Genomic DNA, 11,376 nt, shown 5'->3' with positions numbered 1-11,376 from the left:
ATGGGACTCGACGACGAACGCGCCGGCGGTCACGCGGTCGCCGAGGGGGTCGAGGCGGTGCGCCGGCTGTCGGCGGAGGGCATCGACTTCCTCAGTGTGATCAAGGGGAACCTGGACACCGACCACAACCTGGCGAAGATCATCGCCCCGATGGGCACCCCGGCGGCCGCGCATCTGGACTTCGCCGGGGAGGTCAAACGGCAACTCGACATCCCGGTGATGCACGCCGGGCGGATCGCGGACCTGGCCACCGCCCGCTACGCGATCAGCGAGGGCCTGCTCGACATGGTCGGCATGACCCGGGCGCACATCGCCGACCCGCACCTGATGCAACGGGTCCATGACGGTGAGGAGGACCGGATCCGCCCCTGCGTGGGCGCCGGGTACTGCATCGACCGGATCTACCAGGGCGGCGAGGCCCTGTGCCTGCACAACCCGGCCACCGGCCGGGAAGCCCAACTGCCGCACCTCGTTCCCCCCGCAGCGGAGAAGAAGACGGCGGTGGTGGTCGGCGCCGGCCCGGCCGGCCTCGAAGCCGCCCGCGTGCTCGGCGAGCGCGGTCACACCGTCACCGTCCTCGAGGCCGCCAGCAACCCCGGTGGGCAGATCGCCATCGCCGCCGCCCCCGAACGGCGCCGGGACCTGATCGGCATCGTCGACTGGCGGGTGCAGGAATGCGCCCGGCTCGGCGTCACGATCCGGTACAACACCTACGCCGAGGCCGCCGACATTGTGGCCGAGAACCCGGACGTGGTCATCGTCGCGACCGGCGGCATCCCGAACACCGACATCGTCGACGGACCGGCGAATCTGATCACCGACACCTGGCAGATCCTCACCCGCGAGGTGAAACCCGGCAAGTCGGTGCTGGTGTTCGACGACAACGGCGACCACCAGGCGATGAGCGCCGCCGAGGTCATCGCCGACACCGGCGCGCAGGTGGAGGTCGTCACCCCCGAACGCATCGTGGCCCCGCTCGTCGGCGGGTCGAACTACCCGGCGTATCTGAAGAACTTCGCCGAACACGCGGTGCGCACCACCCTCAACACGAGGGTCACCAAGGTTGCCCGGGACGCCGACCGCCGGCTGACGGTCACCCTCGAAGACGAATACGCCCACACCACTGTCACCCGCACCGTCGACCAGGTCGTCGTCGAGCACGGCACCATCCCCGTCGACGACGTCTACTTCGACCTCAAGGACGCCTCCCGCAACCACGGGGCCGTCGACCAGGACGCCCTGCTGCGCCTGCAACCACAAACCCTCGTGCACAACGCGGACAGCACCTTTCAGCTCTTCCGCATCGGCGACGCCGTCTCCAGCCGCAACATCCACGCCGCCATCCTCGACGCCAACCGCCTCTGCCTGGCGATCTGAACCTCACAGCGAAAGAAGACACCATGTACGACGCAATCATCGTCGGCGGTGGACTCGCCGGCCTCTCGGCCGCCCACCGGCTTCGGCACCGCAACGTCCTGCTGCTCGAGAAGGAACCCCGCTTCGGCGGCCGGATCCGCTCCGAACGACGCGGTGACTACTGGTTGAACTGGGGCGCGCACGTCTACAACGGCCCCGGAACCGCCACCGGTGACCTGATGAGTTCGGTCGGCATCGATTCGACGCCGGTGCCCGGCAGCCTCGCCGGGCTGGCGATGAACGGCACACTGCTGACGTCCGGACGGGTGGAGACCTATCCGTTCCGGGTACCGATGTCCTGGTCCGACCGGGCCGCCCTGCTGCGCGCCGGAGTCAAGGTCCGGATGGCGGTGATGAAGTACGCCAAGGTGTCCGCGCCCCGCGACGGTGAGGACTACCGGGTCCGTCAGCAGCGGATCTACGACTTCCTCGGCGATCGCACCTTCAGCGACTTCGTCGGCGACCTGCCCAACGACGCCGACGCCCTGTTCCGTCCCACCGTGAGTCGCTCCGCGGGCGACCCCGAGCAGGTCTCCGCCGGCGCCGGTGTCGGCTACTTCCACCTGGTCTGGGATCGCAGCGGCGGGTTGTGCCGCAACATCGTCGGCGGACCGTCGACGCTCACCGAAACCATCGGTGCCGGACTGGGCGCGTCGGCCAGGATCGGTGCCGAGGTCACCGAAGTGATCCACGGCAAGAACCATGTGATCGTCCGCTACCGGCACGACGGCAAGGACCACGAGGCCAAGGCCCGGTACGCGGTACTCGCGACCACCGCGCCGGTCACCTCGAAAATCGCCCCCGACCTCGAGGCGGATGTCCGCGACGCGCTGAGCAAGATCGTCTACGGCCCCTACGTCAGCGCCGCGTTCCTGACCAACGAAACCACCCCGCAACGGTGGGACTCGTCCTACGCGATCGCCACTCCCAAGCGCGCGTTCAACGTCTTCTTCAACATGTCGAACACCACCCGCGCCGCGGAACCGTTCCGCGGCAAGGGCAGCAGCATCATGGCGTTCTCCCCGGCCCGCTTCGCACGCCCCCTCATCGACCGCAGCGACGAGGAGATCCTCGACGCCTACTACCAGGACCTCGACGACATCTTCCCCGGATTCCCGGGACTGGTCGACGAGGCCGTCGTGCAGCGGTGGCCGCACGGCCTGGCGTACTGCTTCCCCGGCCGCGGCAAGCTGCAGCCCACCCTCACCCGGCGCGGCAGCCGGATCATGCTCGCCGGCGACTTCCTCGGAACCTGGTACACCGAGACGGCCGTGCAGTCCGGATTCGCTGCCGCCCAAGACATTCTCAGCGCACTCGCCACCCCGGGCGCCGTGCGACCCGTCGAAGCATCCGTGATCGGAGAAAACCATGGCTGACCTCACCGGCAAAGTAGCCCTCATCAGCGGCGGGTCCCGCGGACAAGGGGAGGCCGAGGCTCGGCTGTTCGCCGAACGCGGCGCCAAGGTCGTCGTCGCCGACATCCTCGACGACGAAGCCGCGAAACTGGTCGCCGACATCGGCGCCGACCGGGCCGTCGCGGTCCACCTCGACGTCAGCGACCCCCAGCAGTGGAAGGACGCCCTCGCCGCAGGCATCGAGGCGTTCGGGCACGTCGACGTGCTGATCAACAACGCCGGCATCTACTACCAGAACCCCATCACCGAGACACCCGTCGAGCGCTACCGGCGCATCATCGAGGTCAACCAGATCGGCGTGTTCCTCGGCATGCAAACTGTTGCTCCGCACATGGCGGAGATCGGGCGCGGCTCGATCGTCAACATCGTCTCGGTGTCCTCGTTCGCGCCACTCGACTACACCGCCGCGTACGCGTCGACCAAGTCGGCGCTGCTGGCGATGTCGAAGGCCGCGGTCGGCGAACTCGGACCGAAGGGCATCCGCGTCAACATGATTCACCCGGGCGGGGTGGCGACCGAGATGGGTGCACCGCAGGGCGCCGTCCCCACCGAATACTCCAAGGCCCCGCTCGGACGGATCGGCCAGCCGCGCGAAATCGCCACGGTTGCAGCATTCCTCGCTTCCGACGACAGCTCCTACTGCAGCGGATCCGAGATCCTCGTCGACGGGGGATGGACTGTCGGAACCCGCAACCCGTGGACCACGTCGGACTGATCTCCACCCCCACCCCTCGACTCACCCACACCGGGAGATGAGCACCATGACCTATTCCGTGATCGACGAAGCACCCTACGGAAAGTTCCACCGCAAACTCGTCCTGCTGTCCTCAGGTGGACCGTTCCTCGACGGCTACATTCTCGGCAACATCGGTGTCGTCATCGTCGGCATCCAGAACCAACTGCACCTGACGTCGACCGAACTCGGCATCGTCGGTGCCGCAGCCCTCATCGGATTGTTCATCGGCGGAATCGGTTTCGGCCGGCTCACCGACGTCATCGGCCGTAAGCTCATGTACACCGTCGATCTCGCCGCACTGCTGGTGGGCTCGATTCTGTGCCTCTTCGTGCACGAGGGGTGGCAGCTGATCGCGGTGCGGCTGATACTCGGCATCGCGATCGGCGCCGACTATCCGATCGCCACGGCGATGCTGTCGGAATGGTTGCCACGCAAGGAACGCGGCCGCTGCATGGGCCTGCTGATGGCGTGGTGGTTCATCGGCGCGTCCGCCGCCTACGTCGTCGGCTACCTGTTCGTGCAGGCACTCGGTGACGACGCCTGGCGCTGGGTTCTGGCCAGTGCCGCGGTTCCCGCTCTGGTGATCATGATCGCCCGCCACGGCACCCCGGAATCACCGCGCTGGCTGATCAGCAACGGACACCGCGACCAGGCCCGCGAGAACATCACCGCCGCTCTCGGGCGCGCACCCAGCGAGCGTGAACTCGACCTGCTCGCCGAGCAGGAAACCCCCACCGGCATGAACTTCTGGAGCTCGTTCCGGAAGCCGTACGGGAAGCGCACCCTGTTCGTCACCCTGTTCTGGACGTTCCAGATCATCCCGCTGTTCGCGCTGTACACGTTCGGCCCGACCATCCTCGCCGCCTTCGACATGTCCGAGGACTCCGTGCTCGGTTCGCTGCTGATCAGCCTGGTCTTCCTGGTCGGTCTGGTCCCGGCGATCAAGCTGATCGACAGGGTCGGCCGCCGGCCCCTCATCATCTGGTCGTTCGCGCTGATGATCATCCCGCTGACCATCCTGGGGCTCGCACCGTATGCGGCTGCGCCGATCGTCGTCGCCTGCTTCTGCCTGTACGCGCTGTTCTCCGGCGGGCCCAGCATTCTCGAATGGGCGTACCCGACCGAGCTGTTCCCGACCGAAATCCGGGGCACCGCCGTCGGAATCGCGACTTCCGCCAGCCGGATCGGAGCCGCGGTCGGGACGTATCTGCTGCCGATCGGCCTCGACCACCTGGGTCTGGGCACCACGATGCTGCTCGGCGCGGGCATCACCCTCGCCGGTCTGATCGTCTGCATCGCCTGGGCCCCGGAAACGAAGGGCCGGTCGTTGCAGGAGGCGTCCGGTCTGGGCCACGCCGAGGCGCGGGCGGTCGACAGCGCCGCCCACTGACACCCAGTCTCCACCCGGTGACTTCCCCGACCCGCCGCGACGGGAGGATGATCACCGGGTGGAGACTGCGGGATCCGTGACGGTGATGCCGTTCGACCAGTTCCAGGACATCTTCCGGGTGGTCGCCGGGGTGGGTGTCGGCCGCGACGATTTTCGTCCGTTCGACGACATCGTCACCGGCAAGCTCTACGACCTGCTCCTCGTCGCGCAGCAGGGCGCCGCGGCCCAGCACCGTCCCGTCATCGACGTCACCGACCTCCCGATCACGAAGGGGCTGCAGGAGAACATCGGGTTGTTCCGCGAACTCGGTCCCCGGCTGCGGGTCGAACCGATTCTGGCGCGGCTGGCAACCTACCCACCCCTCGACCGGGCCCTGGCCCTCGACACCGAAGCGCGGCTCCCCGAGGTCACCGGCGGACTGAGTGCAACGCTCGCACTGACCTTCCGCGCCGTGTACCCCGACGTGCGGTTTCTGCGGTCCCACGGCCGACACTGGTCGACGATCAGCGCGATCGCCGACCTGTACCTCTGACATCGCCGGAATCGAGGTCGTCCCAGTCCTCGGGCACACCGAATGTGTCGTGCAGGCCGCGACGTCCGGGTTCGGTCAGATACACGACTCGGCGTTGGCCGGTGCGGCGCAACCAGTCCAGGTCGAACATCCGCTGCGTCAGTGCGGCACCGAGGGGTCCGGCGAGGTGATGACGCTGTTCGGACCAGTCCACGCAGTAGCGGATCGCCTGCGGTTCCCGGCGGGGTGCGGGCAGATCCAGGCCGAACGCGGTCAGCCCGTTGCGGCCGCGGGCGGTGAGCCGGTAGGTGAGGTCGGTGCCGGGAGCGGACAGGTGGTCGGTGCCGTCCCGTTCGGAGTGATGGCGCCCGTCCCCACCGGTGAGCAGTCCCTCGTCCAGCAGTGCGGCCATGACGGTGACACCGAGGCGTCCGGCGAGGTGGTTGTAGCAGGTGCGGGCGCGACGCAGCGCGTGGGCGCGGGTCCCTTGGCGGAGCGAGCGAATCGGTTCGGGTGGGGAGATCCGCGCGATCGCCTCGAGCGCTTCGGCGACCGAGGGGTCGGCCAGGCGGAAGTAGCGGGCACGACCGGATCGTTCGGCCGTGAGCAGGTGGGCGTCCACCAGTCGGGTGAGGTGCTCGCTGATGGTGGACGCGTTGACCCCGGCCTCGGAGGCCAGCACACCGGCCGGCAGCGCACGCCCGTCGGCGAGCGCCATGAGGACGCGGGATCGGGTTCGGTCACCGATCAACGCGGCGATCCGGGCGACGTCGGCATCACCGGCGGCCGCGTCGGTTCCGGAGCGGAGGACCATGTCACCAGGGTAGGTCCGGAACATTTCGGGCCACACCGAAATATTCCGGCAGCACACTGGTTTTATGGACATCACGCGAGACGACGACACCGCGATCGAGGCCGTGACACAGACCTGGGAGCGGGCCCTGGCCGCACACGATCTGGACGGACTCCTGGCCTGTTACGCACCGGACGCCACATTGGAGAGCCCGGTGGTCGCGCACATCACCGGCGGCCCCGGCATCGTTCGCGGCCACGGCGAGCTGCGCCCGTTCCTGGCGCAGGTGGTCGCGCGCACCCCCGACACCCGCCACTACCACCGGCAGGGTTTCTTCACCGACGGTCGCCGAGCCACCTGGGAGTACCCGCGCGCGACGCCGGACGGCGAGCAGATGGACTTCGTCGAGGTCATGGACATCGAGGACGGACTGATCCGGGCGCACCGGGTGTATTGGGGCTGGCGCGGCGTCGACGTGCTGATCAACGACGGCTACCACCGTCCGGACTGATGCCGTCAGCGCCATTCACGGAACGCGTTCAGCAGACGGTCCCGCAGTGCCGGATCGAGTTTCTCCGCGGGCAGCGAACCCAGGGTGTCCACCGTCTGCCGCATCTGGTCGAGATAGTTGGCGCATCCTGTGCAGATGTCGAGGTGCGTTTCGAAACGGGCCCGGGCATCCGGGTCGAGTTCGTCCTCGAGGTACGCCGTGACGAGTTCGACGAGATCCTGGCAGTCCATGTTTCACGCTCCCGTTCCAAGATAATCCTCGAGGACCTGGCGCACATGCGCGCGGCCCCGGTGCAGCAGCACGCGCTGGTTCGCCGGCGTGATCGAGAGCATCGAGGACACCTCTTCGGCGTCGTAGCCGAGGACGTCACGCAGCACGACGACGGTCCGCTGCCGGTCGGGGAGGTTCTCGAGTTCCCTGCTCGTGACGTCGAAGACCTCCGCGCCGAGGATCGAGCCCTCCGGGGTTCGCGGCCAACTGGCCGGCGGGTTCGCCCAATGATGGGGATACTCCGGATCGGCGTCCGGCCGGAATCGGGCCGGGTCGACGGTGGCGCCGCCCGTGAACGCGGCGAGGGTGGCGTCGGAATAGTGCCGGTCCCGCAGACCCCGTTTCTTGGCGATGTTGACGAGGATCCGGAACAGCCAGGTGCGCAGCGTCGAACGGCCTTCGAATCGGTCGATGCCCTCGAGCACGGCGATCCACGTTTCCTGGACGACGTCCTCGGCGACCTCGCTACTCGCCACGTATCCGCGCGCCACGCGCAGCATCATCGGGGTGTGCCGGTCGACCAGTTCGGCGAACGCCGCCTCGTCCCGCGCACGCAACGAGTCGACGAGGCGTTCCTCGTGAGAGGTGTCGGTCTCCGTCATCCGCTCCTCCTCCGCGATCGAGTCGCTCCGGAAGGGTGGCCGCCGTAGCGACCGGATGACATTCCACCCTACTGACCAGGACGGCGGCCGTCGATCGTTCCCGGGTCAGCCGGCGCTCGTTCGCGCCGCGACGACCGCAACCGTGGCATACGGCATCGTGAAACTGCCGCCCAACGCGTCGATGGCGCCGCCTACGGCGTCCTCCATGTGGGCCAGGTCGTCCGGTGGCAGCCGGGTGAGTGCGCCGGACGTCGGCAACTGGTCGAGCCATTCGTCTCGTGTGTACGTCCGTTCCCAATCGAAGCGCCACTGGTCGGGGGCACCGAACCCGCGCACTCCGCGGAACCCGTCGGCGGCCTTGTCGAAAATCGCCTGATACATGTTCAGGGTGGGCCCCGACGGCGGCATCGGGAACGGTGAGTCGGGCACCACTCGCCGGTAGGCCGCCGCGAAGGCGTCGGCCACGGTGGGCGGGGTCTCGAACACGTGCCAGAACATGGCGAGCAGGCCACCGGGGCGCAACACCTGCGCCGCCTTCACCGTTCCGGCGACCGGATCGACCCAATGCCACGCAGTCGCGGCGACCACCGCATCGAACGTCCGCCCGGCAGGATCCCAGTCCTCGAACGTCGCCACCTCCACGTCGACGCCACTGCTGCGCCGCGCGAAGTCGGCCATCCGGGGGTCGGGCTCGACGCCGAGCACCCGGCACCCTGCCGCGCGGAACTGGCGGGCGGCGATGCCCGTCCCGCACCCGACGTCGAGCACGTCGAGCCCGGGACCGGCGGACACGATCCGCTGGATCAGATCGTCCGGGTAGGGAGGCCGGGTCCGGTCGTAGCGCGCGGCGTCGACGCCGAACGACTCCGCCATGGCACGGGCCCGATGCGGCGGAGGTGGTTCAGCGGGCATGCGACGGATCGGCAGGAATCTCACTGCACTTGCCCCTTCAGGCTGCCGATGTGGAGTGAACCGGAGTCTGCGCTGCCCTCGTCCTCGTCCAACTCCTGTTCGACGTCCCGGACGTACTTCTCGGGATCCTTGTCCGAGGTGTCGACACCCGATGTGGACGGGTGAACGACGAAGAACTCGGCGAACCTCCGACCGAGCGAGACCCGAAGCTCCTTCGATGCCGTTCGGAAGTCGGCCAGACCCTCGCGTTCCTCTTCGGCCATGTGTTCGTCGTTCGCCACTCGGGTGCGGGCGACGGCCGCCCACCACTTCTCGGACGCGACGGGCCACTCGGCGGCATCACTGACCCCGTCGCGGATGTCGTTGTGATCGCCGATCGCGTCGAGGGTTTCCGCCTCGGCGTCGTCGTCGCCGACGCGGAGGAGTTGCGGATAGAAGATCTCCTCCTCCGCCGAGGCGTGGAGATCCAGACGCTCCGCCAACGACACCCACACCGACTCGACCGCGGCGATGTCGAGCCTGCGGCCGGCTTTCAGTTCGTCGAGCGTGGCGAACTGCTGCCGGAACCACACGTGATCTTCGAAAATCAATTCGATGATGTCAGGCATGATTCGACGATAGTTCCGCGCAACTTTCTTCGTCGTCGTTCGTCTTCGGGCCGACCACGACGGTGCCTCTCGGGCGAGCACAGTGGTAGGGCCGAAAGGCCCTGTCCGGGGTTCGAGGTGCGGTGGAGACTCGAAGCGGTGGGGTGCGGATCGCGGCGAGCGTGTGACGGTCGCCGCGATCCGGGTTCCCCGGAGACGATCTGACCTGGCAATCCCGGGAGGGCGACGCATGGACGTTCGGCGAACTCCGCAGGCGCGGTCGGAGATCTACTGGGAGCAGCAGGCTCTGGCAGAAGACCGCAACGTCGACTGCCATGTCGACTGGGTCGAGCGGCACCCGGCGGCTCCGGACGAACAGGTCTCGCTCGTCGATCACTATCGGGCCGCCTCGCCCGAATTGCGCGGAGATCGTGAGTACCCGTACCGAGCCTGGGCGGCGGGGTAACGGTTCATACACCGTCAGGGGAGGCCGGCGAGTTTACGTTCGAGCACGGTCCGCTCGCGTTCGTTGCCGCACAGCCGTACGGCGGTCTCGAGGTCGGTGCGCGCCTCGTCGGTGCGGCCCAGGCGGATGAGTAGTTCCCCGCGCACGCTCGGCAGCAGATGCGAGTTCGCCAGCACACCGGCGGCCACCAATTCGTCCACGAGGGGCAGCGCCGCGGCCGGTCCCTGAGCCATGGACACCGCCACGGCCCGATTGAGGTCCACCACCGGTGACGGCGCCAGCCGGCCGAGTGCCTCGTAGACGAGGACGATCCGCTCCCAGTTCGTGGCGTCGACGGACGGGGCGACGGCGTGGCACTCGGCGATCGCCGCCTGCAGTCCGTACGCGCCGAGTCCCCGGCCGACCTCCTCGGCGCGGGCCAGCGCGGCCCGTCCCCGGCGGATCGCCGCGTGATCCCAGCGACGACGGTCCTGGTCCTCGAGCAGCACCGGCTCCCCGTCCGGCCCGGTGCGCGCCGGAAAGCGCGCCGCGGTCAGCTCCAGCAGCGCCAGCAGGCCGTGGACCTCCGGTTCGCGGGGCATCAGCCGGCTCAGCACCCGCGCGAGGCGCTGCGCCTCACTGGCGAGGTCGAGGCGGATCAGATCGTCCCCGGAACTGGCCGACGACCCTTCGGTGAAAATCAGGTAGATCACGCTGAGTACCGAGCCGAGCCGCTCGGACCGCTCCCCGGCCGGCGGCACCTCGAACGGCACCCGGGCCGCCCCGAGCGTCTTCTTCGCCCGGGTGATCCGGGCCTGCACGGTCGCGGTTGGAACGAGGAACACCTTGGCGATCTCGTCGCTGGTCAGACCGCCGACCACCCGCAGGGTGAGTGCCACCCGCGCTTCCCGTGACAGCACGGGGTGGCAGGAGATGAACATCAGCGCGAGCATGTCGTCGTCGATCTGATCCGGATCCCATAACACCTCGCCGGCGCCCCGGGACGGATCGGGAGGCGCGCTTCCCGACGCGGCACCGCCCTCGCCCAGGTCGTGGGCGAGGGCCGTGTACCGCTCGTCGAGGGCGGAGCGCCGTCGGAACGCATCGATCGCGCGGCGACGGCCCACCGTGAGCAACCATCCCGCGGGGTTGTGGGGGATGCCGTCGCGAGGCCAGCTCACGAGCGCCTCGGCCAGCGCCTCCTGCGCGAGATCCTCCGCCAGCGCGAAGTCGCCGGTGTACCGGGCGAGCGCCCCGACGATCCGGGCCGACTCGATCCGCCACACCGCGGCGACGGCCTCACGCCCGGTATGGCCGTCGCCCGTCGACCCACTCAGAGCTGACCGGTCTCTTCGCGCCACGCCCGCTCCTTCTGAATCCACACATTGTCCTGCGGAAACTCGTCGATCGTGGTGACCCGGCGGATCTCCGCCTTCGCACCCGGACCGGCCATCGGCGCCCGCTTGGCCCACTCGACGGCCTCCTCCCGCGACGCGACGTTGAGCATCCAGAAGCCGCCGAACAACTCCTTCGTCTCACCGTAGGGACCGTCGGTCACCACGGGTGTCTCGGAGGAGTAGTCGACCACCACACCCGACTCGGGGTCGGGATCCAGACCCTCGGCAGCGAGCAGCACACCGGCGCGGATCATCTCGTCGTTGAACTTGCCCATCGCGTCCATGATCTCGTTGAAATCGACATTCTGGAACGCCTCGAACGTCTCGTCAGTGGCGCGCATGATCAGCATGTATTTCATGGTTCCGTCTCCTCGGATGTCGGGGCCCTCTC

The 11,376-nt window shown here is 68.4% G+C and carries 14 protein-coding genes; 7 read left to right on the top strand and 7 right to left on the bottom strand.

The features are described from left to right. The 5 genes from ACFTWF_RS33535 to ACFTWF_RS33515 form a co-directional block, all read left to right on the top strand. Window positions 1–1,377, top strand: a 1,377-nt coding sequence (locus ACFTWF_RS33535) for an FAD-dependent oxidoreductase (RefSeq protein WP_378465392.1), incomplete at its 5' end; no start/stop codon positions are given. Window positions 1,378–1,400: 23 nt separating this feature from the next. Beyond that, window positions 1,401–2,792, top strand: a complete 1,392-nt coding sequence (locus ACFTWF_RS33530) for a protoporphyrinogen/coproporphyrinogen oxidase (RefSeq protein ID WP_378465391.1) — start codon at window positions 1,401–1,403, stop codon at window positions 2,790–2,792. Beyond that, window positions 2,785–3,546 carry an SDR family NAD(P)-dependent oxidoreductase gene (locus tag ACFTWF_RS33525; protein WP_378465390.1) on the top strand — a complete coding sequence of 254 codons (762 nt, stop codon included), beginning with the start codon at window positions 2,785–2,787 and terminating at the stop codon, window positions 3,544–3,546. Before ACFTWF_RS33530 ends, ACFTWF_RS33525 begins: the two co-directional genes overlap by 8 nt. 46 nt (window positions 3,547–3,592) lie before the next feature. After that, window positions 3,593–4,957 carry an MFS transporter gene (locus ACFTWF_RS33520; protein WP_378465389.1) on the top strand — a complete coding sequence of 455 codons (1,365 nt, stop codon included), beginning with the start codon at window positions 3,593–3,595 and terminating at the stop codon, window positions 4,955–4,957. Window positions 4,958–5,015: 58 nt separating this feature from the next. Next, window positions 5,016–5,489, top strand: coding sequence for a DUF1931 family protein (locus tag ACFTWF_RS33515; protein WP_378465388.1), 474 nt, complete (start codon window positions 5,016–5,018; stop codon window positions 5,487–5,489). Here ACFTWF_RS33515 and ACFTWF_RS33510 read toward each other — a convergent pair. Further along, window positions 5,461–6,306, bottom strand: coding sequence for an ArsR/SmtB family transcription factor (locus ACFTWF_RS33510; protein ID WP_378465387.1), 846 nt, complete (start codon window positions 6,304–6,306; stop codon window positions 5,461–5,463). The genes ACFTWF_RS33515 and ACFTWF_RS33510 overlap by 29 nt on opposite strands. Before the next feature lie 40 nt (window positions 6,307–6,346). Here ACFTWF_RS33510 and ACFTWF_RS33505 point away from each other — a divergent pair, with 40 nt between their 5' ends. Next, entirely contained in the window at window positions 6,347–6,772 is a 426-nt protein-coding gene (locus tag ACFTWF_RS33505) for a nuclear transport factor 2 family protein (RefSeq protein WP_378465386.1), read from the top strand. A 5-nt stretch (window positions 6,773–6,777) separates the two neighbouring features. On the opposite strand, the gene ACFTWF_RS33500 is transcribed toward ACFTWF_RS33505, so the two are convergent. The 4 genes from ACFTWF_RS33500 to ACFTWF_RS33485 all read right to left on the bottom strand — a co-directional run bounded on the left by ACFTWF_RS33500 (window position 6,778) and on the right by ACFTWF_RS33485 (window position 9,164). Next, complete coding sequence (locus ACFTWF_RS33500) at window positions 6,778–7,002, bottom strand: anti-sigma factor family protein (protein ID WP_378465385.1); 225 nt, start codon at window positions 7,000–7,002, stop codon at window positions 6,778–6,780. Between the two features lie 3 nt (window positions 7,003–7,005). Beyond that, window positions 7,006–7,644 (bottom strand): RNA polymerase sigma factor, encoded by a 639-nt coding sequence (locus ACFTWF_RS33495; RefSeq protein ID WP_378465384.1) that lies wholly within the window; start codon window positions 7,642–7,644, stop codon window positions 7,006–7,008. A gap of 105 nt (window positions 7,645–7,749) precedes the next feature. Next, a complete protein-coding gene (locus ACFTWF_RS33490) occupies window positions 7,750–8,556 on the bottom strand; it encodes a class I SAM-dependent methyltransferase (protein WP_378465383.1) in 807 nt (268 codons plus the stop codon). Window positions 8,557–8,576: 20 nt separating this feature from the next. Next, window positions 8,577–9,164, bottom strand: a complete 588-nt coding sequence (locus ACFTWF_RS33485; RefSeq protein ID WP_378465382.1) for a hemerythrin domain-containing protein — start codon at window positions 9,162–9,164, stop codon at window positions 8,577–8,579. 229 nt (window positions 9,165–9,393) lie between these two features. Between ACFTWF_RS33485 and ACFTWF_RS33480 the strand changes: the two genes are divergently transcribed. After that, window positions 9,394–9,609, top strand: a complete 216-nt coding sequence (locus tag ACFTWF_RS33480; RefSeq protein WP_378465381.1) for a hypothetical protein — start codon at window positions 9,394–9,396, stop codon at window positions 9,607–9,609. Window positions 9,610–9,623: 14 nt separating this feature from the next. Here the strand turns inward: ACFTWF_RS33480 and ACFTWF_RS33475 are convergent, their stop codons facing one another. Together ACFTWF_RS33475 and ACFTWF_RS33470 are read right to left on the bottom strand one after the other, a co-directional pair. Then, the gene (locus ACFTWF_RS33475; protein WP_378465380.1) at window positions 9,624–10,949 is read right to left on the bottom strand and encodes an RNA polymerase sigma factor; all 1,326 of its coding nucleotides are present in this window, start codon (window positions 10,947–10,949) and stop codon (window positions 9,624–9,626) included. Next, window positions 10,922–11,344 (bottom strand): YciI family protein, encoded by a 423-nt coding sequence (locus ACFTWF_RS33470; RefSeq protein WP_378465379.1) that lies wholly within the window; start codon window positions 11,342–11,344, stop codon window positions 10,922–10,924. Before ACFTWF_RS33470 ends, ACFTWF_RS33475 begins: the two co-directional genes overlap by 28 nt. Between the last annotated feature and the right edge of the window lie 32 nt (window positions 11,345–11,376).

The sequence above is a fragment of the Rhodococcus sp. NPDC056960 genome (genome assembly GCF_042674125.1).
Taxonomy (GTDB): Bacteria; Actinomycetota; Actinomycetes; order Mycobacteriales; family Mycobacteriaceae; genus Rhodococcus_F.
Note: the sequence above shows the minus strand (reverse complement) of the source record. Positions and strands in the feature narration are given on the sequence as shown.

Excerpts from the sequence above, each read along its gene's own strand:
- ACFTWF_RS33520 (WP_378465389.1), top strand. The coding sequence starts at position 3,593 with ATGACCTATTCCGTGATCGACGAAGCACCCTACGGAAAGTTCCACCGC.
- ACFTWF_RS33485 (WP_378465382.1), bottom strand. The coding sequence starts at position 9,164 with ATGCCTGACATCATCGAATTGATTTTCGAAGATCACGTGTGGTTCCGG.
- ACFTWF_RS33495 (WP_378465384.1), bottom strand. The coding sequence starts at position 7,644 with ATGACGGAGACCGACACCTCTCACGAGGAACGCCTCGTCGACTCGTTG.
- ACFTWF_RS33505 (WP_378465386.1), top strand. The coding sequence starts at position 6,347 with ATGGACATCACGCGAGACGACGACACCGCGATCGAGGCCGTGACACAG.
- ACFTWF_RS33500 (WP_378465385.1), bottom strand. The coding sequence starts at position 7,002 with ATGGACTGCCAGGATCTCGTCGAACTCGTCACGGCGTACCTCGAGGAC.
- ACFTWF_RS33530 (WP_378465391.1), top strand. The coding sequence starts at position 1,401 with ATGTACGACGCAATCATCGTCGGCGGTGGACTCGCCGGCCTCTCGGCC.
- ACFTWF_RS33490 (WP_378465383.1), bottom strand. The coding sequence starts at position 8,556 with ATGCCCGCTGAACCACCTCCGCCGCATCGGGCCCGTGCCATGGCGGAG.
- ACFTWF_RS33525 (WP_378465390.1), top strand. The coding sequence starts at position 2,785 with ATGGCTGACCTCACCGGCAAAGTAGCCCTCATCAGCGGCGGGTCCCGC.
- ACFTWF_RS33470 (WP_378465379.1), bottom strand. The coding sequence starts at position 11,344 with ATGAAATACATGCTGATCATGCGCGCCACTGACGAGACGTTCGAGGCG.
- ACFTWF_RS33510 (WP_378465387.1), bottom strand. The coding sequence starts at position 6,306 with ATGTTCCGGACCTACCCTGGTGACATGGTCCTCCGCTCCGGAACCGAC.
- ACFTWF_RS33480 (WP_378465381.1), top strand. The coding sequence starts at position 9,394 with ATGGACGTTCGGCGAACTCCGCAGGCGCGGTCGGAGATCTACTGGGAG.